Origin of the sequence: Burkholderia sp. AU44665 (assembly GCF_030504405.1) — a bacterium.
Taxonomy (GTDB): Bacteria; Pseudomonadota; Gammaproteobacteria; order Burkholderiales; family Burkholderiaceae; genus Burkholderia; species Burkholderia semiarida.
The window spans coordinates 1-21124 of the sequence record NZ_JAUJRI010000026.1 but is presented as its reverse complement, the minus strand read 5'-3'; the positions used below and the strand labels follow the sequence as shown (position 1 = coordinate 21124).

Below are 21124 nucleotides of genomic sequence, written 5' to 3'. Positions count from 1 at the left end.
TAGTTTGGTGACAATTTATTAGCAGAATTCCCGCGACGTCGTCGGTAATGCGCCGAGCAATTCGGTCCTGTCGACGAGCTTGCTCGCGATCAGGTGTCGCACTTTCCCTTCAGCCTGCCATACGCCGTACACAGCCAGCAGCGCAGCGCCGAGGGCTTCCTTCCGAAACTTCTCCAACAGACCAGGCCAGAGAATCACGTTGACCTGGCCGGTCTCGTCCTCGAGCGTCATGAAGAGCACGCCATTCGCCGTGCCCGGCCTCTGCCGTACCGTCACCAGTCCGCACGCGCGCGCGAGCTGGCCGCTGCGCAACGTCGCCAGCTGCTCGGCCGACTGCAGGTGATCCAGCGCGAGGCGATCGCGCAGCAGCGCCAGCGGATGCCGGCCAAGCGTGAAGCCCATCGCGCGATAGTCAGTCACGATCTCGTGACCCTCCGATGCCTGAGGCAATGCCGGCACCGCGTCGTCACGTTCGGTGCCGCGCAGCAGATCTCGATCAGGCACCGCGGCAGAAGCCAGCCAGAGCGCGTCGCGTCGGTTATTGCCGGCGAGCGAGCGAAGTGCATTCGCGCGCGCGAGCACCTCCAGGTCGTGCCGATCGAGCCGCGCTCGGCGCGCTAGGTCCGCGACGTCGACAAATGGTCGTACCGAGCGCGCGAGCTCGATGCGGCCGGCCGCATCGGCGCGCATGCCGCGCAGTAACGAAAAGCCCAGGCGCACTGGTGCCGATGTCGTCGGCCCTTCGATCACGGAATCCCATCCGCTCACGGTCACGTCGACCGGCAGCACCTCGACGCCGCGACGTTGCGCGTCCTGCAGCAGCTGCGATGGCGTATAGAACCCCATCGGCTGGCTGTTGAGCAGGGCGGTGAGGAACACGGCCGGCTCGTGCCGGCGCAGCCAGGCGCTCGCATAGACGAGCAGGGCAAAGCTGGCCGCGTGGCTTTCCGGAAAGCCGTAATCTCCAAAGCCCTTGATCTGCGCGAAGATCGCCTCGGCGAAGTCGCGGTCGTAGCCGCGTTCGAGCATGCCGCTTACCAGGCGCTCGTGATACGGCTCCAAGCCGCCCTTCCGCTTCCAAGCCGCCATCGCGCGGCGCAGCTGGTCGGCCTCGCCGGCGGAGAAACCGGCCGCCAGCATCGCGACCTGCATCACCTGTTCCTGGAAGATCGGCACGCCGAGCGTGCGCTCGAGCGCGGTGGCGATGTCCGGCGACGGATAGGTGACGGGTTCCACCCCCTGGCGCCGGCGCAGGAACGGGTGAACCATACCGCCTTGCACTGGGCCCGGCCGCACGATCGCCACTTCGATCACCAGGTCGTAGAAGCACTGCGGCCGCAGGCGCGGAAGCATCGACATCTGCGCGCGCGATTCGACCTGGAACACGCCCATACTATCCCCGTCGCAGAGCATGTCGTAGGTCGCCTTGTCCTCGGCCGGAATGTCCTGCAATTCAAATGTCTCGCCGCGCTTTTCGGAGATCATCGCGAAGGCCCGATCGAGCGCCGCGAGCATACCAAGCGCGAGCACGTCTACCTTCATCAGGCCAAGCGCTTCGAGATCGTCCTTGTCCCACTGGATGCAGCTTCGGTTCTCCATCGCGGCATTCTCGATTGGCACCAGTCGTGTGAGCTTGCCGCGACTGAGTACGAAACCGCAGGGATGTTGCGACAGATGACGCGGGTAGCCGAGCAGCTGAGCGGCGAACGCGGCCCACTGCTGATTGAGCGGCGCGTCGGGATCGAGCCCGGCTTCGGCAAAGCGTTTCAGCAGCTCCGCGCGCGAGTCGAACCAATGGTGACTTTTCGCGACCCGGTCGACGATCGCCGGATCGACGCCGAGCGCCTTGCCAGCCTCGCGCAGTGCGCTGCGCGGCCGGTAGGTCGTGACTGCCGCCGCGAGCGCGGCGCGATCGCGCCCGTACTTGCGATACAGATATTGGACGATCTCTTCGCGGCGATCGTTAGCCGTGTCCAAATCAATATCGGGCGCCTCGTTGCGTTCCCGACTGATGAAGCGCTCGAACAGGAGGTTGGAGCGAGCGGGATCGACGGAAGAGATGTGAAGGCAGAAACACGTCGCACTGTTCGCGGCGGAGCCACGCCCCTGGCAGAGAATGCCGTTGCTGCGCGCGAATTGCACAATGTCGTAGACGGTCAGGAAGTAGGGCGCGTAATTCAGCTCATCGATCAATTCGAGCTCGTGCTCGATCTGCGCCTGGACGTCAACCGGAATGCCGGCGGGGTAACGTTCGCGCGCGCCGATGTACGTCTGCTCACGCAGATACGTCATCGGATCGTGGCCGGCCGGGACAACTTCGTCGGGATATTCGTACTTCAGGTCGTCGAGCGAGAACGTGCAGCGCCGCGCGACACGCACTGTTTCCTCGAGCGCGCCGGCGGGATAGAGGTTGGCCAGGCGCAGACGCGATCGCAGGTGACGCTCCGCGTTCGGCGCGAGCTCGTACCCGCACTCCGTTACCGGTCGGCCGACGCGAATTCCCGTCAACACGTCCTGCAGCGGCTTGCGCGATCGCACGTGCATCAGCGGCCAACTGGTGGCCACCACCGGCACGCCGTGGCGCGCGGCGACGCGCTCGACCACGCCGCGATGAATGTCGTCCATCGCGCGAGCGTGTAGTGTCAGCGCGACCCATGCGCGATCGCCGAACGCGCGCGCGAACCATTCGACCTGTGCGTCGAGGCGTTGCTCGTTGGCGGGGAAGTCAGGCGACAGGATCGCCAGGCAATCTGGCAAGCCGCGCAGGTGTTCGTATGGTGTTTCGGGATGGTCGACGTCGAGCGGCGCGAGTCGATACGAACCCTTCTTACCGCGCATGCGACCGAGCGAAATGAACTCGCAGAGATTGCCGTAACCGTCGCGATTCATCGCCAGCGCGGTGAAGGCGAGCGCGGGCGAGCCGTCGGCGGCCGTCAGCCGGAAGTGCGAGCCGATGATCAGCGGCATGTTCGCCGCCTTCGCTTCGACGTGCGCGCGCACGACGCCAGCGAGCGAGCATTCGTCGGTGATCGCGATCGCGCTGTAGCCGAGCTGCGCCGCGCGCGCGACGTACTCCTCCGCACGCGACGCACCGTGCAGGAACGAGAAATCGGAGGCGACCTGAAGTTCCGCGTACGCGGGCAGGGCGCCGAAACTGCCGGCGTCCATGACGATCAGCCGAAGAGGCCGTGAAGGAAAAAGCGCGCTTCGCTCTCGTCGCTGGCCGTTGGCCGCTCCTTGTAGATCCAGTAGCACACGCCGTGGCTGTCCTCTGCGACGAAGTAGTCGCGCGTCACGGTTTGCCCGTCATGCCAGCCGCCTTCGATGCGCTCGCCGGGCGACACAATGCGCAGCGGCGTGCCGTAGAACGGTCGATGCTGGCGCGTGAGCAGCGGCACCGGCTTGGCAAGCAGCCAGGCCGGGCGTGGCAGATCCGCCGGCAGCGGCGCCGGCTTCGGCGCGTCGCGCATCGGCACCCATCGGGCGGCCGGCTCCGGACGGTAGTCGGCCATGGGAGCCGGGACGAGCACGTTCTCGGCGCCGAGCCGCGCAGTCAGCAGTTCGAGCAGCCGCGCGTGATCCTGCGGCGTGCCGCCGGGCTCGGGAAACAGCGAGTCGCTCGGTGCGGCCGCTTCCTGCACGCGACGGGCGACGAGCCGCACGGCGATCACAGGGCCGGCGAGCTCGACATGGCCGAGCCGCTCCTTGACGAGCCGCGTGAGGTGTTCCTCGAATCTGGTGGGGGCGCCCAAGGCGATCTCGATCTCGGTCGGCGCGATCGCGTCGCGGCCGCGCTCGTGCTCGAGCAGCAGCGCGAACGCGCCGACGTCCAGCTGCTTCGCGGTCAACCAGCCGGTCAACTGCAGGATGAGGCGCCGCGCGACGAACAGCAGCGCCTCGCGTAGAGCAAAGCAAAGATGTCAATTCGAGGTGTCCGTCGCACGTGGCTCTTCGCGCCCGAGTTGACGACATTATCGACAATCTCACCGAAATAATGTCGTCACTTCGTCTATGTCCGAAGCAAAGTCGTCAATTCGCGTCGTACGCTGCCCTGAACGACCGTAGAGGCATGATTTATATACGATTCTCGGTATGCGAATCGTTCAGTCGCGACGCCCCGCCCCGGACACGCCCTGGAGGACTGCATGGGCGGTGGCGGCTCAGCCGCTACTGACGGCTTCCGCCATAACCGGTCAGTCGACCTTGGACGGTGACCGACATTCGAACGTCGGATTCGCGCGAGACAACGGACTTTCGCCGGCCGATCACGGTAGGCGAGTCCTCGGTCACTGCGGTCTTCGCGTCGGTTGCGTTCCGTGCGCAGCGAATGACCGCGCGTGCGCGTAGAGCGCCAAGCAGGCGCTGGATGGCAGGCTCATCGAACGCTCACATTAATGCAGGAAAACGAGCCTAGTCGCTGGACATGTTGCAAAGTAACCTTCTGGAGAAATCGCCAAGCGGACTTTCCGTATCCGAAACAATTCGATAGCGCGGCGCGGCGAACCGTGTTCAAAATTCCGCTAGTGGAGAGGCGTGATGAGACAAATGAGAATTTTTGCCGGTCATGCTTTGGCGGTGTTGCTGGGCATGGCGATTTCATACACGGACGTGGCTGCTCAAACAGGGACGCTGAAGGAACAGGTCGTCGGAACGTGGGCCTACGTTTCGGTCGATACCGTGCGACCGGACGGCAGTCGGAAACCCATGTACGGCACCAATCCGCAAGGGCTCGCGGTGTTCGATGGGAGTGGTCACTATATCCTGATGACATCTCGCGCCGATATTGCAAAGTTTGCGTCCGCCAACCGGACGGAGGGCACGCCCGAGGAAAACAAGGCAGTCGTGCAAGGAATGATCGCTCACTTCGGCACCTACACAGTGAACGAGGCCGACAAGACAATCACTTTCCATGTCGCCACCAGTTCGTTTCCGAACTGGAACGGCGTCGAGCAGAAGCGACCATTCACCATCAATGGAGACCAACTCAAGTGGATGACGCCTGCTTCGAGCGGCGGTACGGCCGAGGTGGTCCTCCGGCGGCTGAGATAATGCGTGCGCGATCAATCAGGCAACACCGGCACTACGGATAGCCGGTAGGACTGGGTAAGGAGCAGTCGGCAGCACAGCGCGGATGGCCGCTGTGCGCTGGATACGGCCGTCGTGCCAACGCCGCCACTTATGATCGGAGAGGGTCGGGGACGGCCGATCGCGTCGGGCAGATGTCGGCCATGAGGCGTCAGTCCCCGGCACGGCCACTCGGGCGCTTGGACGTCCGTTCCGCGCTAGCAATCGGCCATTTGGAAGCAATCCGATCCTCTCGGTTGCCGGGAGTCTTACGCTAGCGCGCAACAGCCATTCTTTCAGACGGATAGCGGTTCGCCGGCGCACCCAACATGCCGCTCACAACGTGCGCTAGCTTTGTCGGTCCCGACAGCGCTCAAGCTCGCGCATCAACTTGTGCATTTCATGTTGTCGCCCGAGATGCCAGTCTGTCACGATGTTGAAGAAGCCTCGCGTCCACGAAAACGGTGCCCATCGGAACGGGACAACGATGCGCGGTTGGCGGGCTCGCAGCCCTTTGATGACGGCCTTGGCGACTTCATCGGGTTGTATCGGTCGACGCAACGGTGCAGGAAACCCTTTTTCAATTAATTTCGTCGCGAGCGCATTGCCGCCAAAGCCGACCTTGGCAATCGCTGTAGCCACCCATCCCGGATAGAGCACGCTTGCCGTCGACCCGGTGCCGCCAAGTTCGGCGCGGAGTGAACGTCCGAGCATCTCGACTGCGGCTTTGGACGCTGCGTAAGGCGCGTTGACCATGCCATTCACGAACGCGTAGGCCGAGGAGGTTACCAGGACCTGGCCTCGATTGCGCAGGATCTCCGGCAATGCGGCCTTGACCGTGCGCCAAACCCCGAGCAGATCGACCTCGACGATTCGCTCGAACTCCTGTTCATCGCAGCTGTACATGGTGGCGGGTAGATCGTGCCACGAGATGCCAGCATTGGCGAACGCAATGTCGAGGCGACCGAATCTATCGACGGCGCGTTGCACGACCGCCTTGGTGGCGGCAGCATCGGTGACATCGAGCGCCAGGGCGAGCGTGCGCTCGGCGTCAAACTCCGCGGCGAGGCGGTCCACTGAAGCCTGCGTCACATCGGTTAGAACGAGTCGTGCTCCACATGCATGCAACGCACGCGCGGTCGCAGCGCCAATGCCGCCTGCAGCACCCGTGATAAGCACGACTTTTTCCTGAAGATCGTAAGCCACTTTGTACTGCTCCTCTGCTATTGGATTTCCATTGCTGCGCAAACGAGGGGCGATGGATGCCGGGCCATTGGGTCCGCTGATCATGCGAAGCCGATCGGTTCCCGCGGCCACCGGATTGCCATTCATTTCGCTGGAGCGTTCGCGGCCGAATCGTTCCAGCCAGTTGCCGACGCCAGACTGATGGCGCGTTCAATGTCCTCGCCGCGAAAGCCGGCGCGTTCGACGAAGCGCCTGAAGAAGCCCGGCGCCTTGGCCACGATCGTGTTGATCTTTGGTACGACGATCATGTCCGCGCGTCGCTCGATGCCGGCCACGATGTCCCGAACGACCTGCTCGCGCGGGATCATCTTCCACAAGCCGCGATCGTTGCCTCCCCACAATGCCTGGCCAGCCGGATCGGCAACGACATCGTCCATCAGTGGCGTCGGGAAGAACGTCGGGTGCGCACTGCCGACCCCGATACCCAGATGACGAAGCTCCAGACGGATGCTGTCGCACATCGCCCACACGCCCGCCTTGCTTGCCGTATAGGACGCCTGTAGCGGCGAATGTACAAACGCGGCCATTGACGAAATCGCCAGCATGTACCCGCGCTGTTGCTGGACGAATGGCAAGCCGGCACGGAACGTACGCCACACGCCGTTGAGGTTGATGTCGATGACACGATCAAACGCGGCCGGGTCGAGGGTGGCCATCGGGGCCATGGTGTCGATGCCAGCGTTTGCGATGACCACGTCGATCTGACCGAAGTGATACGCCGCCTTGGCCATTGCGGCTTCGATGCTTTCGAAATCGCGGACGTCGGCGGTCCAGCCAAGAACGTCCGAGGGGCGGCCGAAGCTGCGAGTCTGTGCCGTGAGTCTGTCTGCATCCAGGTCGAAAAGTGCGAGACGCGCGCCCCGTGCGTGCAGCGCTTCGGCCAAGGCCGATCCCAGGCCGCCGGTGGAACCGGTAATGGCCACCACCTTGTTTGCCAGCTTATAAGTCGACATGCGCGTCTCCTTGCTTCGCTGGAACGTGACGGTGCAGAAATGCCAGCTGGTCGGCGACCACCTGTTCGAAGTCCTTGCCCACATAGATATCGAAGTGGCCTGCCTGATACGCGTGCACTTCCCCTTTGGGAGCGCGCCTGGCATACCGTTTCGTCGGCCCCGCCGGAGCGACGGAGTCGGCTTCGCAAACGCAGAACAAAATCGGGCAGGAAATGTCGGCTGCCTTGCGACCGGGGCGGTACCGAACGATGTTCAGGCCGAAGCGTGCCGCGACGTGGTTGCGAAATGCAGTACCGTCAGGGACAAGCGCGAGATAGCCATCCAGGGCATCCGGTGCAGTCATCAACGCGGCAGAACCAGGAGTACCCGCCGTCGGCACCATCACCGGCGCCCTGCCGACGAGGGATAGCAGGACATCGCATAGCGCGAGCGCGGTGACCTTGAGCGCGCTACGCCAGTTCAACGCGAACAACGATGCGACGCCGTCCGTGAACGGGCATTGCGCGATGGCCGCGGCAAGAGTCCGGTCGCGTGCTGCGGAGAGAATCACATGACCGCCGCCGAAGGAGGTCCCCCACAGGACCACCTGATCCGGCCGGAGATTGCGGTTCCCGCGTGCAAAAGCGATCGCACCCGACCAGTCCTCCAGTTGCCGATCGATATCGAGCAATTGACGAGGGGAGCCGTCGCTCGCACCGAAATGTCGATAGTCGAACACGAGGCACGCGTAGCCCTCCGCGCAAAAGCGTTGCGCATAGGCATCGAGCCGCATTTCCTTGATTCCACCCAGCCCGTGCGCCATCACGATGACAGGAAACGGGCCCGTCCCGCGAGGCTCGTACAGCCAGCCACGGCAATGTTCTCCGCGGCCGCCTGCTACGAACTCGACATTTTTTCGCCCGGCCATGTGTCCCCCAAGGTGTGCGAGAATAGATTTCGATCCAATGTTGTAACGCATTCTAACTTTGTAATGCGATCCATCTAGTGAGGTAAACCCCCGTATGGAATCGAGAACTCAGCGTCGGGCTGCCGCGACCCGCCTGGCGATCCTGCAAGCCGCCGAGACTTTGCTGACGGAGGGCGGACTAGCGGCGGTCACGCCTGAAGCGGTGGCGACCCGGGCGGATGTCGCAGTGCAGACGCTCTATAACCGTGTCGGTGGCCGTTCCGCACTGCTCATTGCCGTGGCAGAGCGCGCGTTGGAAGAAAACCGCGAGTACATGGACGTGGCCTATGCGTCCGAGGGCGATGTCGAGACGAAACTGCGTTGCGTGGCAGCTGCTTACGCGCGGTTCGCCAAGGAGCGCCCGCACCAGTTCCGTATCCTTGTCGAACCACCGAATGAGCCGGAGGCGCTCGCGCGCATCGCTGCCCTGATCAGACAGCAAAACGCCAAATTGGCCACATTGCTCAGCCGAGGTATCGACGAAGGGTGGGTGCATGCAGACGTTGAGCCGGAACACGCCTCGACGGCGCTGTGGGCCATGATGAATGGCGTTATCAGCCTGATGTGGCGCCCCGATAGCCTTCGACTGGATGTCGATCACATCGACGATCTACTGGGTACCGCGATCTCATTGTTGACCGGCGGTATCAAGAGGCGGGGCGATTGACGCGTTGACCCCAGACAACTCGGCGCCTGCAAAAACTTCAAGCGGTTCTCAACCGGTTTGTCGTCTGGCGGCCTTCCGAGGTGCCTGCAAGCCAAGGGCTTCCTTTCGGTCAGTTTCGCTCATCTCACTTCCGGGGTTCGGCTCGGAAGTTGGATGATTATCACGAAGGCGTGAACCGCAGGTAAGGTCCCAACTTTCGCCGGTGTGGACGATGGCGGGAATAGCCGTTGTACCTCGCAAGCTGCCGTTGATTCAGGCGGCGTCGAAGGGCTGCAGTGGGTCGCGAAGCGCCTCTCGCACGGCTCCAGAACGGCCGCTCGACGGCGCACGGGCTTGTTTGCCGACCTCGCCGAACGTCCTGGTAACGAGATAAGCCTTCTTATCACGACAGCATGACTGCCCAGTCAAACTCGGGCTCCGTGGAACGCGTGACCGCGACTGCCGGCGGTGCAAGTGCGTCCCGGGCGAGGTGACACCTGTCTTCGCAACGCCGGGACCGGTGACGACTTTATTGCGCGACACTCAAGCCGATGAATTTGCGGCAGTTTTCCGTTTCCCAGTCGATGCCGATCGGCGAAGTGACATTTTTACTTCGCAAACGGTGACAACTTTGCTTTGGTCTACGCCTCGGCGTGCTCGACGCGGTCCATCAGTTCAACGCGCGTGTCGAACGACGGCGGCATTTCGAGCCAGTCGTAGGCGGCCGGCGCGGTGCCGGCGACCTGGTCGAGCCAGTCGAGCAGCTGCGTGCCGCAGCGCTTCTTCAATCCGGCGCGCGGCAAGCGCTGCAGATCGGCCAGCGTTTCGCAGCCGAGATCCTCAAACCAGTTCGCGTAGCGCCGGGCGTCCGGCGCCACGACGAGCGGCACGCGCGCGAGCGCGCGGCGCAGCGATCGCGCGGACAGCGCGAGGCCGCCGCGCAGGCCGCGGGCGACCATCCACGCCGCCGGGCCCGACGATGCCACGGATATCGCCGCGGTGACGCCGAACGACGCGACGACGTCGCGCACGCGATGGCGCAGCGCGCGGATGCCGTGGAACAGGCGCAGGCTCGCCGTCACGTCGAGCAACACCACGGCTTCGTCGGCGTCGACGACGCACGGCGTAAATTGAAGGAGCGCATATGCAACCCCGAGCACGAGCTCGCGCTCGCGCGCGGCGTCGCGCTCGCGGATCTGCGCCTCCGGAGCGAGGGACAGCACGCCACCGCGGCGCATGCCGGCGACCACGCCGAGCGCGCGCGCGGCGGGATCGAGCGCCACGACGCGGCCGCCCTCGAGCACGACGAGCCCGCGCGCATCGTCAGGCGACGGCGCCGGCGATCGCGGACGGAACACTTCTTTGTTGACGTGGGGCAGCAGCACGCCGATCCAAACTTGCATGGCGGTTCAACAAAATCGGCGAGGGGGACAGGGGAACGAACAGCGGCGTGTCGCGTGCCGGTCCGCGGCGCTTCACGAACGTGACGTCGATGCCGTCGCGCTTGGGCGCCAGCGCGAGCCGCAAGGGTGCCGGCGACGCGTCGCGCGCGGCGGCCGCCGGCCGGAAGACGTAAAACAGCGCCTGGCAGCTTTGTGCGGCCAGGTTGAGCCGCCGCAATGCGTCCGTACGGATATGCGACTGCCAGAGCAGCACGGCAGCGCACGTGCCGGCGCGCAGCGCCTGTTCGGCGGCCCACAGCGCGTCAGCCGTGCGCGGCGCCGGCAGCGTCACGAACCCGGACGAGTCGATGCCCCAATACGCGAGCGCCAACGGTTGCAGAGCATGCGGCGGCTGGATCAGCATGACCGGCTTGCCGGCCGCGCGCGCGAGCACCGGCGCCAGCAGCCGCAGCTCGCCGATTCCAGGCTGCGGCGCGAGCAGTTCGATCAACGCGCCGGCCGGCCAGCCGCCGCCGGGCAGTTCGGCCGTCAGTTTCGGATGGCCCGTGTCGACGCCGCGCACGCTCGAGCGCGCCAGCTGACTGGAGCGCCAAAGGGCCGGATGTATGGCTTCAGGATGGGCGAGGGCGGGGTGCATGGGGTCGGTTACGCAAAACACTGTATGTTTGTACAGTGTGCGCCGGGAGACCGGTAGAGATCAAGGGGTGAAAGTCCCCGACATCGCAAGAACTAGCGATTCACGATGTCCCCGAGTCATGCGTGGTCAGCCGCGAGGCGGGCTGCGAAGCGTTGACAGGGGTGCTGATAGGCCAGCCATTGAGCCACGAAATGGATACATTCCCGAGTGCTGACGTACTACTGTATGCGGAAGGCAACACCACAGGGCGCGCCATCGCAAGCGCTCTGTGGACTCGGCGCGGTCTAAGACCCTGGCATGTCAGTACGATCTCTACACGGGAACCGGGAGATCTCCCATTTGGCCGCGGACGGAGGTGTCGCCACGCGGTCCGCATCGGGAAGGCGAGGAGCCGAAGCCGATGACGAACGGATGGGAGAAGTCGGACTCGCCCATAGTAGCGAAGAAGCTGGCGAACAAATCCGGGCAACCGGACGCGGAGTCGGTGGAGCGAAGGGGCGGGGCCAAGGGGAACACGGAATGGTCGCGCACGCGCCGGACGCAGAGCCGGATAAGCGTGTCCCAGAGGCTGGACCGTGTGCGCCAAGCCGCAAGGCAAAGGAAGAAGGAGAAGTTCACGGCGTTGTACCACTTGATCGACCTCGATCTTCTGGCGACGGCGTTCTTCTGGCTGAAACGGAAGGCGGCGGCTGGGGTTGACGGCATGACGTGGCACGACTATGAGCAAGACCTTGATCGAAATCTCGAAGACCTGCATGGCAGACTCCGCCGGCAGGCCTACCGGGCGCTGCCCAGTCGCAGGCGGTACATACCGAAGGCGGATGGCAAACAGCGACCGCTGGGCATTGCTGCGCTGGAAGACAAGATCGTCCAGCGTGCACTGGTGGCGGTACTCAATGCTGTCTACGAGACGGACTTCATGGGATTCTCATACGGTTTCCGACCGCGACGCAGCCAGCACGATGCGCTGGATGCACTTGCGACGGGAATCGCTCGCACGAGCGTGAGCTGGATACTGGACGCCGACATCAGCAGGTTCTTCGATACGGTCGACCACGATTGGTTGATCCGCTTCGTGGAGCATCGCATAGGCGACCAGCGCGTGATCCGACTGATCCGCAAATGGCTGAAGGCGGGAGCGATGGAAGACGGGGTGATCGAGCCCACTGACGAGGGGACGCCGCAAGGGTCTGTCATCTCGCCGCTGCTGGCGAACATCTACCTGCATTACGTCTTCGACCTCTGGGCAAATCAATGGCGCAAGCGCCATGCCGAGGGAAACGTCGTGATCGTCCGATACGCCGACGACGTCGTGGTTGGATTCGATAAACCACACGATGCGAAGCGGTTCAGGCGGGCCATGCAACAACGACTGGAGCAGTTTGGGCTGTCGGTACACCCGGAGAAAACCCGGCTGATCGAGTTCGGGCGCTTTGCGGCCCGGAACCGGGCTAGCCGAGGGCTGGGCAAACCCGAGACGTTCAACTTCCTTGGATTCACCCACATCAGTGGCCGTGCCAAAGACGGCAGATTCATGCTCATGCGCAAGACGCGGAGCGACCGACTTCGCACAGCGCTGAAGGGGATCAAGGATGAGTTGCGGCACAGATGGCACCAGTCGATTCCCGAGCAAGGGGACTGGCTACGCCGCGTGGTCCAAGGCTACTGCAACTACCACGCGGTGCCGACCAACTTCACTGCGTTGCAGGCCTTCCGCGCGCGCGTGATCGACCTCTGGAGGCTGGCGCTTCGGCGCCGCAGCCAAAAGGACGACACCACGTGGGCAAAGATGCAACGGCTCGCGAAGCAGTGGATACCCAAGGCTCGCATCCTTCACCCCTGGCCGGTCGTGCGGTTTGACGCCAAACACCCGAGGCAGGAGCCCGGTGCGCGAATCGCGCACGCCGGGATCTGTGCGGGGGGTGTCCAGTGATGGGCATTCCTACCGCGACATATGACAGAGATAACCGCCCCTCCAACCCCCGCGTTTACGCTGCGAGCTGGTGCTCGTAGTACGGCCGCTCGTGGTCCGCCAGGATCTCGCGCAGCTGCGCACGCCGGGAAGGATCCGGCGCCAGCCATGCGTCGACGTTCGAGGATTTCAGCGGAATCACACACCGATCGTGCCCTGCGGCCGAGACTTCGGGCGGCGGATCGTCGGTAATCGCCGCAAACGACCAGAGGTCATCGGTACCCGGAATCTCGGTGCGCGTCCACAAGCACGCGAGCTGCATCTGCTGCGGTGGCGTTGGATCGAAACGCAGTACGACGTCCTTCCCGTCTCGGTCGACGTGCTCGAAGAACGAGTCGGCGAGCATGATTCCGTGCGTGAAGCCGAAGACCTTGCGCCAGGCCGTGGCGAGCGAGTCGGAGCGCGCGTTGTACGTCGACGGCTTCTGTTTTTCGTCCGCCTCGGTCCACCCGGGAATCCGGCAGCGATAGCGCATGGGCACGACCAGGCGCTTGCCGCCGAGCTCGATCAGCACGGGGGCATACCAGCCGGGGAAGATCCGCGAATCGCCTTCCTGCAGGTCGCGCCGATGCAGATCGTCGAGCCCGCGCGTCGCGGCGGCGATCTTGTCGGCGGCGATCCGGACGTCCTCGCTGGCCTTCTTCGTGATCTTTACGGCGAGCTTCTTCTCGGCCCCGGCGAGCCGCGTGCGCTGCTCGAACAGATCCGTCTCCAGCTTTCGAGTTCGCTGGCTTCGATACGCGGCGATCGCCGCCGAGATGTCGTCTTCGACACCGGCGAACGCCGCGTCGACTGCCTTCGGGATTTTGATGTCGTTCCCGGCCGCGCGCGCGAAGAACAGGCGGCGGAATGTGTCGATGTCCATGTCGGCGCCGTAACGCCGGACGTACTCTCGATAGTTCGCCTGGATCTTGGCCGAGTAGCACATCGTCGTCTCCCATAACCGTTGGTCTTTCGACAGAGTATCGCGCTCGGGCACGGGCCGAACAGGAGTTGTGCGGATTCCACTAGGGTTGGCGGGCGGCCTCGTTCTTGTAGACATGGGGGTGTGGAGTGGCACGGGGGTAATTTTTGGCGGAGGTGATACGCTTGACCGTTAGTTGCATTTATGGATTGCCCCCTCTCTGAAAGCTAAGCTGCAGAGGATAGTCGATGGTGCTTGCGGGCAGCCGGGCGCGCACGCGCGCGCGCTGATTTCGGGGTGCGGCTTTGACGCGCCCCGAAATCTTTTGTCGCGCCGTTAGCGGTGCGGCGGCCGTCGGCCGCCGTAGCGCTTACGGCCTGCCGGAGGACAGCGTGTATGGTTCGGTGGGGTTAGTCAGGCAAGCGGGCAAGGCCCGCGTGAAGCCGCGGCTTGCCGCGGGTCGATATGGGGTATAGGTAGAGATAGGTCCTGACTAAGCCCCGACACTTAACGGCGAGCCGTCCCGACAGATAAATGCACTTATTCACAGCTGTAGGTGGTAGCACAGCGCCGCGTCGCCAGAATCAGTGCCGCAAGCCCGCCCATCCGCTACAAAACACCAGCGACAAACGCCATTGCCCACGATTCCCACGAGCGCGGGCCTCGCGGTAGCGATGGAGAGAGAGAGGGAACCGCTTAGGTGCTAGGCGGGTGGAGCGAGCTGGTTACGCGCGACCCGGAAACATCGGTCGCGATCCCAGTCGGGATAGGTAGCTTTGAGTTCGCCGGCGCGGATCATGACCGCGCGCTCGAGCTCGGCGCGACGGTCACTCTCGGAGAGCGTCCCTCGGGCGGCAGCCTTAGCCCGAGCGGCCGCAAGCGTGTCGGTGAGCTGCGCGAGCAGTTGGCCCCCACCGGCGCCTACCTTCCGCTCCCGCTTGCGCGCGGCGTCCCGCCGGCGCTGCATGCGCAAGTGAGCACGTGTGCGCTCGTGCCGCAACCACTTGCCCAGGCCGAATTGTTCGAATAACGCGGGCGTGACGTATCGAATCGCCGCCAACCCGCGATAGCGCGGCCCTTCGTCGCTGACCTCAACCTCGCATTGTGGCCGGCTCTTCACCAGCCGTGCGGTGACCAGGTCGCGCAGCGCGCGCTCGGCACGGCGCACCGAGAGACCCGCCTGCTCGGCCAGGTAAGGCAGGGTGAAATCCACCCAACCGCTCCGCGCCGGCACTGCGATACGCAACGTCGAGACGTCACAAAATTTGACGAGCGCTCGCACCAGTTGCACGCACGCGATGCGGCGCTCGCTGCGCTGCTGGCGGCGGCTTCCGTTGGCCGCGTTCAGGGCCGGCAACCAGGCCTGCGGCGTTTCGAGATATCGGCCGAGGCGCAACTTCAACTCGCGCAGCAGCCGAGGGCTGTTCGCTGGCGCCGGACACGGAATATCCGCCGGCCAAACGCGCGCAGGCAGCGCCATGCGTCGACTGGGGGCGTGCGTAGGCGCAGCCATCCAGTCGTCGCTGGCGGCTGGACAGGTCGGATTCATCGGAGCGTGCGCCAGAATCGGCGACTTACCGGGAATCAGCCGAGTCATGAGCTGGTTCAGTCCGTACCCGATACCCTCGAATTTTGGTTATCCGGGTCGACGCCGGCCGCTACCACGGAGCGGAGCGGCAGCGCCGTTGCATCTGTTTTCAATGCCTCACCGGCAATACGGCCAATGTTGTTCTGGATCATCATCTGATGTGCTGATTCGTTAAGTTGCTGTCACATAGATGACGCTTGACAGGGCACGCTTCTGTTCTAGAATCCGAAACTTCTCGTGTGACGCCTGCGACGCTGAAGGTCCCTGTCGTACGTCGTCTTAGTCGCGCCCCGAGTGCAATCGGGGCGTTTTTTTGGCTTGTCTACCCACTCCTCCGTATTTGTTAGCGATACACAACATTCCAAAAGAATCGCTTTCAGTCCAGCGGAACCGGGCAACTCCATAACCAGTTGCACTCACAACCAGTTCGCCGGACGATCCTCATCGGTATAGGGCGGATCTTCATCGAACATCGGGGGCGGCTCATCGACGACCGGAGGCTCGGCGAACAGCCGAGTCGAATCCGGCTCCGTTTCGGGCGCCTTAACCGCCGCGGGCGTTCTGTTTTCGGGCTCGCGCGCAGTCGCGGGCCTCGGTGCCGCTACGGCATTGGTGGCCGGTGACAATGCGAGCGGCCGCGGTTGCCGTTGGGCCTTGCGTGCCGCGTCGAAGGCGGTCAGGGGAAGCGGGGGCATCACTTCGGTCCCCGGCCGCCAGATCCATGAATCCAGCTCCGACTCCGCGATAAGCGCGTCGAGCTCAGACTGGTAGGCGGACGACACGTCGGCCGGCACAACGTAGAGCGCCGTACCGCGCTCGGCGTCGGTCAACAACGCCGTGGCGATTGGATGCTTCGCGGTCTGGTTGTACCGCAGGCACTTCTGGTACCGACGAGTGGCCAAGGCCTTCAGCAGCGTGATATCGGCGAGCGATTCGAACGGGATCCACGATTCGTTGGTCAGCATCATCGATACCTCCTGGGCGGTGGCGATACCGGCCGCTGACAGGCTCGCGGTGGCGATGACCATGAGGTGGGTGCCTTCCGTGGCCGCCCAGATCTCGAGCTCCGACGCGAAGACTTTCTCGATCCGCTTCTTGGTCTTCTCGTCGACCATCAGGCCATAGTCGGGTAGATGCTTGATGACCAGCTTGAAGCCAAAGCGAGCGGTTGCGATTTCCTTGAGCTCACCGATCACCAGCACGAAGCGCGGCTTCCCGGACTCGGAAACAGAAATCCGGGCGAGATGCTCCGTGCGTCGCTGGGCAATGCGGTCCTTCTGGTCGCCGACGAACATCTCGGGGACGTACAGCATGTCCTCGAGGCTCATCTTCTTCGCGTTCTTGCCCGCAGCGGCCAACAGCAGATACTTGCGGATCACCGACCAGTTCCGCTTGCCGGCCATGGCCGGCGACCAGCGATTCAGACCGGCCTGTTCCCAGAGGTAGTGCAGCAAACCCCGTAAGGTCAACTTCTTGCCATCCGTCTTGATGCTGTCAGGCTCGTCGCCAGAGGGCTCCGGCATCTCCCGCGCCGCGCCTTTCGCCAACGCGAAACCGAACTTAAGGGTGACCTCCCCGGACTCCGGATCCTCGACGATGGCCGATCCCTCTACATCGCCATAACCGCTCAGGCCGGGCGGCGTTTCGTACGAGTCGCAGCCGAGCTTGTGCTTCGCGCCGGTACCAGGCATACGCTTGACCTGATAGCGCCCCTCGAAGCGTGCGATGTACATCGGAATCGGCGGGGTCGAGCACAGGCAGAGCGGACGTGTCTTCGCCTCGTGCGCAGCTGGCAGCTTCGCAAGGAAACTATTGCTTCCCGCCTCATATTCCAACCCGTCCAATTCAAAGTTCTGCATGCCAGATCTCCTGGTTTAAACGGCGGCTGAGCGCTTCGCCAAGCCCCTCGAGGGCGCTTTGGCAGAGCGGGGCTCCGCCTCTCGGACATCCAGGCCGCGCGCGCGGGCCTCGATCAGCAACTGGACGAGTTCCACGGCCTCGTCGGCCGTCATGTCGCCGGCGATCGCCGCCGACACGATGCTGTGTGCGGTCACGGGTTTGCCACTTCGAAACACCTGATCGGTCATGGGTAGCTCCGGTATGGGGATGGGGGTGGCTCAATCGCTGTCGGGCGGGACGTCGCCGAATACGGTGCCGAGCGCGATCGCACCGAGCAGTTCACGGGCGTATGTAACCGACGGTATGGCGTCTCCGAAATAGGCATCGACGCCATACGGATTCGTACACCACAGACCTTCGCCGCTGACGAAGTCGAACGAGTGGCCGTCGACGTCGACCGATTTGCCCGCGGTCAGCGCGTGCACGAACGCTTCGGGCGTTGGAAGATCCAGCGCCGGCCAATCGCCGGCTTCGATTGCCGCCTTCGTTTTGGCACGTCGCTCGTCGGCCGCTTTCTCTCGCGCCAGCTCGTTCTCGGCTTCAGCCAAGGCCTCAGCCAGCTCAGCTTCCGCGTTGGCTTGGTCGACATGGGCCCAGTTGACGGCACTTTCGAACGCGTCTCGCAACACAGGCACGTCGGCGAGCAACGGCGAGCAACCGAGGTCGTCGGCCCCGACCAAGACGAGGTCTCGGCCAAGATCGCTCGCCCCATAGCGTGCCCGTTTCAGGAGTGCGTCCCGCGCTTCGGATCCTTCATCGGTGGTGCAGATCGCCATCGCGTAGTCGACGCGAGCCTGCAGCGCGCGCTCGAACGCGATCGACCCGTCGGGATTGCGCAGACCGATGCCCGTTGCCACGTCCGGTCCAGCAGGAAGCTTCGAATTCATCGTGGTCTCCTTGGTTACCAGACAAATCCCGCGCCTACGCCGGCGGCCACGGTGCCGCGCGTATCGGTCGAGCCGTTCGCCTTCAGAATCCAGTGGCCGGCATACGTTGAAATGCCGAGCGCCATGGCGGACTGCCCGCCGTACGTCCCGCCCCCGATGGCCACCATGCTCTTTCCCGGCGCCGGCGCCTGGGGCAGACTGGCGATCGCGACAGCCGCGGCGATGCCGCCATTGGCGTCACGTCGGTCGTGTTCGATGCGGTTGCTCAGGTTCGTCACAGAGTCGTTCAGCTGCTGGACGTTGACGGCATCGGTCGGGGCCGTTCCGGCCGAGACATTGGCCAGTGTTCGTGTCGTACCGGTCGCCGAGTTGCCGATCGACACCGAATCGTCGCGATCAGCCACTGAACCGGCGCCCAGCGCCACGGCATTGGCGCCGGTTGTGCTCGCACCGCTGCCGACCGCGATCGAGCCGCTGCCTTGGGCAACGGCACCCACACCGAGTGCAACACTGCGATCGCCGGTGGCCACCGCATTGCTGCCGATAGCCGTCGCATCCGCGCCGGTTGCAACTGAACCGGCGCCGGTGCTGTTGAACGCAGCATATTTGAGGCTGCCCTGGCCGGGCTCGGGGAGGCTCTGGCTAAACCTCGACGGAAGGATCGCGCCAAGTCGGGCAGAAAGTGCATCAATCGCGCTGGTATTGGCGGCGACGTTCGCATTCGTGGCGAAGAGCTGAGCCCCGTTGACCGCATCGGCGCTCGTTGCTGATAACGCGCCGGGCGCTAGGTTATGGATGGTGACGGCCGCCCCGGCTCCGAGCCCTCCAAGCGTCACGCTGAGCTTCGTGGGATCGTCGTAAGACAGTGCGTTACCGGCGATCGTATTGACCGTACCGATCACCTGGTTCAACTGGCCGACATTGGCCGCGTCGGTGGCGTTCACACCCGCTGCCACGCCGGAGATGCGGCGCGCGCCAGCCAGGCCGCTGACGTCGATGTTGGTGCCGCCTGTGCCGGCACCGATCGTAATGGCGCCGGCGCTCGAGCCGCCGTGTTGCTGCACGAGCCCGACGGTACCCGTTGCGAGCTGGCCAGCCAGGGCGGAGACGCTCTGGTTCGTCGCATACAGTTGCCGGCCCGAGACCGCGTCGGTGCTGCTCGCCGTCAAGGCCGCATCAGCGACGTTGGTCAGGGTGACGGGCGCACCTGCCGCGCCGAAGGTGACGCGCGTATGCGAGGCATCGTCGTAGACGACCGCGCTCGCGCCGAGCGCCCCGGCCTGAGACACCACGCCCTGCAGCTGCTGGAGGTTGATCGCATCGGTGGCGTCCGTGCCGGCGGCCACGCCTTTGATCTGGCGCGCGCCCGCGGTGCCGGCGACGTCGAGCGCGGTGCCACCGGTGCCGGCGCCGATCGTAATCGTGCCGGTGCCGGCACCGCCGGCTTGCTGCACCAGGCCAATCGTGCCGGCCGTCAGTCCAGACTGAAGCGCGGCAAGCGTCGCCCCGCCGTTGGCGACGCTGGTGGACAACGAGGCCACGGCGAAGCCCGTCGACGTTGACAGCGTTGCGATCGAGACCGCGTTGGCGCTGATCGCCTGGTTGGCGGTGTAGAGCTGCCGACCAGACACCGCGTCCGTGCTGGTGGCCGTCAGTGCCGCGTCTGCGACGTTGGTGAGCAGGACGGGCGAGCCTGTGCCGGGGACGCCGAGCGTGACGCGCGAATGCGTCGGGTCATCATAGGAGACTGCGCCGGCGCCCACGGCACCCACAGCGGCCGTTACGCCCTGTAGTTGCTGGAGGTTGACTGCGTCGGTGGCGCTCGTGCCCGCGGCTACGCCCTTGATCTGCCGCGCGCCCGCAGTTCCGCCGACGTCGAGCGCGGTGCCGCCGGTGCTGCCGCCGATCGTAATCGTGCCGGCGCTGGCGCCGCCGGACTGCTGAACCAGCCCGACTGTCCCGACGCCAAGACTGGACGCGAGGGCTGAAACGCCGGCGTTGGCCGAGGACAAGCCGGTCGACAGCGACGCCAGGCCATGGGAGACGCCGGTCGAGAGGGAAGAAAGCGCCGTGGTCGCGCTGGTCGACAGGCTTGCGATCGAGACGACGTTGCTGGCGATGCCCGTGGAAAGCGAGGACGCTGCCGCCAGCGTTGACGTGGACAGGGCAGCGATCGCGCCGACGTTTGCGTTCGTCGCCCGCTGGGCAGCATAGAGCTGCCGACCCGTGACAGCGTCGGTGCTGCTCGCGTTCAACGAGGCGTCCGCGAGATTGGTCAGGGTCACGGGCGAACCTGATGCGCCGAGCGTGACGCGGGTATGCGACGCATCGTCATAGCTAACCGCGCTCGCGCCGATCGCGCCCGTCTGGCCCGCCACGCTCTGCAGCTGCTGCAGGTTGACCGCATCGGTGCCGTCGGTGCCCGCGGCAACGCCCTTGACCTGCCGCGCGCCCGCGTTGCCGGCGACGTTGAGCATCGTACCGCCGGTACCGGCGCCGATCGTAATCGCGCCCGTGCCGGCACCGCCTGCTTGCTGAACCAGACCAACGGTCCCTGCAGCCAGACCGGACTGCATTGCCGAGAGTGTCGCGCCGTCGTCAGCCAGGCCAGTCGAAAGAGACGAGATCGATCGGCTTGTCGTAGTCGACAACGTAGCAATCGCGCTGACCGTGCCTGTCGACAGACTTCCGATCGTTTGAGCGGTCGACGTCGACAGTGACGAGAGCCCTGCAGCCGTGCTCGTCGACAAGCTCGCGACCGTCGTGCCGATATCGGACAGACCGGTTGAGAGCGATCCCAAGCCCGATGCCGAGCTGCTCGACAGGCTCGTGATGCTGGCCGTGTTGCTTGCAAGGCCCGTCGACAGCGACGTGACAGCCTGCGCGGTCCCGGTCGATAACGAACCGATCGCGCTGGCCGCGCCGGTTGACAGGCTGCTGACCGTTTGAGCGGTCGACGTCGACAGTGACGAGAACCCTG

At 64.5% G+C, this 21124-nt stretch carries 14 protein-coding genes and 3 pseudogenes; 3 read left to right on the top strand and 14 right to left on the bottom strand.

Annotated features, from left to right (window positions below; all coding sequences use genetic code 11):
- Positions 1 to 18: 18 nt before the first annotated feature.
- Both QZM15_RS29850 and QZM15_RS29845 read right to left on the bottom strand, forming a co-directional pair.
- Positions 19 to 3168, bottom strand: coding sequence for an error-prone DNA polymerase (locus QZM15_RS29850; protein WP_109343283.1), 3150 nt, complete (start codon positions 3166 to 3168; stop codon positions 19 to 21).
- A gap of 5 nt (positions 3169 to 3173) precedes the next feature.
- Positions 3174 to 3899: pseudogene (locus tag QZM15_RS29845) on the bottom strand (DNA polymerase Y family protein); the annotation flags it as partial.
- Between the two features lie 637 nt (positions 3900 to 4536).
- On the opposite strand from QZM15_RS29845, the gene QZM15_RS29840 reads away from it, so the two are divergent.
- Positions 4537 to 5049, top strand: a complete 513-nt coding sequence (locus QZM15_RS29840; RefSeq protein ID WP_224023810.1) for a lipocalin-like domain-containing protein — start codon at positions 4537 to 4539, stop codon at positions 5047 to 5049.
- Between the two features lie 363 nt (positions 5050 to 5412).
- Here the strand turns inward: QZM15_RS29840 and QZM15_RS29835 are convergent, their stop codons facing one another.
- From QZM15_RS29835 to QZM15_RS29825, 3 genes are read right to left on the bottom strand one after another with little or no spacing between them, the layout of a single operon-like run.
- Complete coding sequence (locus QZM15_RS29835) at positions 5413 to 6396, bottom strand: SDR family NAD(P)-dependent oxidoreductase (RefSeq protein WP_226094260.1); 984 nt, start codon at positions 6394 to 6396, stop codon at positions 5413 to 5415.
- On the bottom strand, positions 6393 to 7262 hold the full coding sequence (locus tag QZM15_RS29830; protein ID WP_109343286.1) for an SDR family NAD(P)-dependent oxidoreductase: 870 nt from the start codon (positions 7260 to 7262) through the stop codon (positions 6393 to 6395). Before QZM15_RS29830 ends, QZM15_RS29835 begins: the two co-directional genes overlap by 4 nt.
- Positions 7249 to 8220 carry an alpha/beta hydrolase gene (locus QZM15_RS29825; protein ID WP_224023806.1) on the bottom strand — a complete coding sequence of 324 codons (972 nt, stop codon included), beginning with the start codon at positions 8218 to 8220 and terminating at the stop codon, positions 7249 to 7251. The genes QZM15_RS29830 and QZM15_RS29825 overlap by 14 nt, the downstream gene beginning before the upstream one ends.
- 43 nt (positions 8221 to 8263) lie before the next feature.
- On the opposite strand from QZM15_RS29825, the gene QZM15_RS29820 reads away from it, so the two are divergent.
- Positions 8264 to 8875 carry a TetR/AcrR family transcriptional regulator gene (locus QZM15_RS29820; protein WP_109343288.1) on the top strand — a complete coding sequence of 204 codons (612 nt, stop codon included), beginning with the start codon at positions 8264 to 8266 and terminating at the stop codon, positions 8873 to 8875.
- Between the two features lie 623 nt (positions 8876 to 9498).
- On the opposite strand, the pseudogene QZM15_RS29815 reads toward QZM15_RS29820, so the two are convergent.
- A pseudogene (locus QZM15_RS29815) lies at positions 9499 to 10257 on the bottom strand (DNA polymerase Y family protein); the annotation flags it as partial.
- On the bottom strand, positions 10178 to 10894 hold the full coding sequence (imuA, locus tag QZM15_RS29810; RefSeq protein ID WP_109343289.1) for a translesion DNA synthesis-associated protein ImuA: 717 nt from the start codon (positions 10892 to 10894) through the stop codon (positions 10178 to 10180). The gene imuA and the pseudogene QZM15_RS29815, both read right to left, overlap by 80 nt.
- Positions 10895 to 11294: 400 nt before the next feature.
- Here imuA and ltrA point away from each other — a divergent pair, with 400 nt between their 5' ends.
- Positions 11295 to 12827, top strand: coding sequence for a group II intron reverse transcriptase/maturase (gene ltrA, locus QZM15_RS29805; protein WP_175709264.1), 1533 nt, complete (start codon positions 11295 to 11297; stop codon positions 12825 to 12827).
- A 55-nt stretch (positions 12828 to 12882) separates the two neighbouring features.
- Here ltrA and QZM15_RS29800 read toward each other — a convergent pair whose 3' ends face one another.
- From QZM15_RS29800 to QZM15_RS29770, 7 genes and pseudogenes are all read right to left on the bottom strand, one after another.
- The gene (locus QZM15_RS29800) at positions 12883 to 13794 is read right to left on the bottom strand and encodes an SOS response-associated peptidase family protein (protein ID WP_163125986.1); all 912 of its coding nucleotides are present in this window, start codon (positions 13792 to 13794) and stop codon (positions 12883 to 12885) included.
- Positions 13795 to 14473: 679 nt separating this feature from the next.
- Positions 14474 to 15367 (bottom strand): Crp/Fnr family transcriptional regulator, encoded by an 894-nt coding sequence (locus QZM15_RS29795; protein ID WP_109343291.1) that lies wholly within the window; start codon positions 15365 to 15367, stop codon positions 14474 to 14476.
- Between the two features lie 8 nt (positions 15368 to 15375).
- Complete coding sequence (locus tag QZM15_RS29790) at positions 15376 to 15513, bottom strand: hypothetical protein (RefSeq protein ID WP_163125982.1); 138 nt, start codon at positions 15511 to 15513, stop codon at positions 15376 to 15378.
- 261 nt (positions 15514 to 15774) lie between these two features.
- Positions 15775 to 17217 carry a DUF1173 domain-containing protein gene (locus QZM15_RS29785; protein ID WP_109343292.1) on the bottom strand — a complete coding sequence of 481 codons (1443 nt, stop codon included), beginning with the start codon at positions 17215 to 17217 and terminating at the stop codon, positions 15775 to 15777.
- Positions 17218 to 17232: 15 nt separating this feature from the next.
- Positions 17233 to 17445, bottom strand: coding sequence for a hypothetical protein (locus QZM15_RS29780; RefSeq protein WP_058904043.1), 213 nt, complete (start codon positions 17443 to 17445; stop codon positions 17233 to 17235).
- Positions 17446 to 17475: 30 nt separating this feature from the next.
- Complete coding sequence (locus tag QZM15_RS29775) at positions 17476 to 18144, bottom strand: hypothetical protein (protein WP_109343293.1); 669 nt, start codon at positions 18142 to 18144, stop codon at positions 17476 to 17478.
- A gap of 14 nt (positions 18145 to 18158) precedes the next feature.
- Positions 18159 to 21116, bottom strand: a pseudogene (locus tag QZM15_RS29770) (YadA-like family protein); the annotation flags it as partial.
- Between the last annotated feature and the right edge of the window lie 8 nt (positions 21117 to 21124).

Coding starts and splice junctions, on each gene's coding strand:
- QZM15_RS29825 (WP_224023806.1), bottom strand. CDS start 8,220: ATGCGTTACAACATTGGATCGAAATCTATTCTCGCACACCTTGGGGGA.
- ltrA (WP_175709264.1), top strand. CDS start 11,295: ATGACGAACGGATGGGAGAAGTCGGACTCGCCCATAGTAGCGAAGAAG.
- QZM15_RS29840 (WP_224023810.1), top strand. CDS start 4,537: ATGAGACAAATGAGAATTTTTGCCGGTCATGCTTTGGCGGTGTTGCTG.
- QZM15_RS29820 (WP_109343288.1), top strand. CDS start 8,264: ATGGAATCGAGAACTCAGCGTCGGGCTGCCGCGACCCGCCTGGCGATC.
- QZM15_RS29775 (WP_109343293.1), bottom strand. CDS start 18,144: ATGAATTCGAAGCTTCCTGCTGGACCGGACGTGGCAACGGGCATCGGT.
- QZM15_RS29790 (WP_163125982.1), bottom strand. CDS start 15,513: ATGATGATCCAGAACAACATTGGCCGTATTGCCGGTGAGGCATTGAAA.
- QZM15_RS29795 (WP_109343291.1), bottom strand. CDS start 15,367: ATGACTCGGCTGATTCCCGGTAAGTCGCCGATTCTGGCGCACGCTCCG.
- QZM15_RS29830 (WP_109343286.1), bottom strand. CDS start 7,262: ATGTCGACTTATAAGCTGGCAAACAAGGTGGTGGCCATTACCGGTTCC.
- QZM15_RS29850 (WP_109343283.1), bottom strand. CDS start 3,168: ATGGACGCCGGCAGTTTCGGCGCCCTGCCCGCGTACGCGGAACTTCAG.
- QZM15_RS29835 (WP_226094260.1), bottom strand. CDS start 6,396: ATGAATGGCAATCCGGTGGCCGCGGGAACCGATCGGCTTCGCATGATC.
- QZM15_RS29785 (WP_109343292.1), bottom strand. CDS start 17,217: ATGCAGAACTTTGAATTGGACGGGTTGGAATATGAGGCGGGAAGCAAT.
- imuA (WP_109343289.1), bottom strand. CDS start 10,894: ATGCACCCCGCCCTCGCCCATCCTGAAGCCATACATCCGGCCCTTTGG.
- QZM15_RS29780 (WP_058904043.1), bottom strand. CDS start 17,445: ATGACCGATCAGGTGTTTCGAAGTGGCAAACCCGTGACCGCACACAGC.
- QZM15_RS29800 (WP_163125986.1), bottom strand. CDS start 13,794: ATGTGCTACTCGGCCAAGATCCAGGCGAACTATCGAGAGTACGTCCGG.